We start from the raw sequence: 1,445 nt of genomic DNA, 5'->3' as shown, positions 1-1,445 counted from the left end.
GGTGACGCGGTTGTCCTCGCCCGGGGCGACGGGCACCAGCCGGACGATCGCCTCGATGAGGTCGTCGACATAGGTGAAGTCGCGCCGCATGTGGCCTTCGCCGTAGACGTCGATCGGCTCGCCCCGGTCGATGGCGTCGACGAACTTGAACAGCGCCATGTCCGGACGGCCCCACGGACCGTAGACCGTGAAGAAGCGGAAGGCGGTGGTCGGGATCTTCCAGAGATGGGCATAAGAATGGCCCATCGCTTCCATCGCCTTCTTGCTGGCGGCGTAGAGCGTCAGCGGCTCGTCGGTCTTGTCGGCCTCGGCGAACGGCACCTTGTCGTTGGCGCCGTAGACCGACGACGTCGAGGCCAGCATCAGGTGCCCGACCTCGAAGGCCTTGGCCAGCTCCAGCACGTTCCAGCTGCCGGTGAGGTTGGCGTCGACATAGGCCTTGGGGTTCTCGAGGCTGTAGCGGACGCCGGCCTGGGCGGCGAGATGGACGATCACCTCCGGCTCGGCCAGCTCGGCCGCCTGGCGGAGCGCCGCCGCGTCCTCCAGCTGGCCGATCACCGCCCGGAAGCCGTTCGAGCGCTCCAGCAGAGCGTGGCGCGCCTCCTTGAGGCGGACGTCGTAATAGGGCGTCATGCCATCGAAGCCGACCACGAAGTGGCCGGCGTCGAGCAGCCGCCTCGCCAGATGGAAGCCGATGAAGCCGGCGGTGCCGGTGATCAGGAAACGCATCACTCGGCCGCCTCGGCCACCGAACCGGCCGGCGGCGAGCCGCGGCCGACGCTCACATAGTCGAAGCCGTGCTTGTCGATCTCCTCGGGCCGGTAGATGTTGCGCAGGTCGACCAGCACCGGCGCCTTCATCAGGCCCTTGAGGCGGGGGAAGTCGAGCGCCCGGAACTCGTTCCACTCGGTGACGATGCAGAGCGCATCCGCCCCCTCCGCCGCCTCGTAGGCGCTGCCGACATAGGCGATGCCGTCGATCAGCTTCCGGGCGTTGTCCATGCCCTCGGGGTCGAAGCCGCGCACCCTGGCGCCGGCGTCCTGCAGGGCCTGGATGATGGAGATGGCCGGGCTGTCGCGCATGTCGTCGGTCATCGGCTTGAAGGTCAGGCCGAGCACGGCCACCGTCTTGCCGCGGGCGTCGCCGCCCACCGCCTGGATCACCTTCCTCGCCATCGCCCGCTTGCGCGTGTCGTTGACGGCGACGGTGGTCTCGATCAGCCGCACCGGGCTGTCGTAGTCCTGGGCGGTCTTGACCAGCGCCAGCGTATCCTTGGGAAAGCAGGAGCCGCCGTAGCCGGGGCCGGCGTGCAGGAACTTGGCGCCGATGCGGCCGTCGAGGCCGATGCCGCGCGCCACCTGCTGCACGTCGGCGCCCACCTTCTCGCAGAGGTCGGCGATCTCGTTGATGAAGGTGATCTTCATGGCCAGGAAGGCGTTGCCGGC

2 protein-coding genes are annotated in these 1,445 nt (G+C 68.7%); both read right to left on the bottom strand.

Annotated elements, in window-relative coordinates; genetic code table 11:
- The coding region (locus tag CJ014_RS27195) for an NAD-dependent epimerase/dehydratase family protein (protein ID WP_100083618.1) at positions 1-729 on the bottom strand (729 nt) is incomplete at its 3' end.
- Positions 729-1,445, bottom strand: a 717-nt coding sequence (locus CJ014_RS27190; RefSeq protein ID WP_133121960.1) for a UDP-glucose dehydrogenase family protein, incomplete at its 5' end; no start/stop codon positions are given. The genes CJ014_RS27190 and CJ014_RS27195, both read right to left, overlap by 1 nt.

This window comes from Pleomorphomonas carboxyditropha (genome assembly GCF_002770725.1).
GTDB classification, from domain to species: Bacteria; Pseudomonadota; Alphaproteobacteria; order Rhizobiales; family Pleomorphomonadaceae; genus Pleomorphomonas; species Pleomorphomonas carboxyditropha.
The sequence above is the reverse complement of the archived record's forward strand: the minus strand, read 5'-3'. Positions and strand labels throughout refer to the sequence as shown.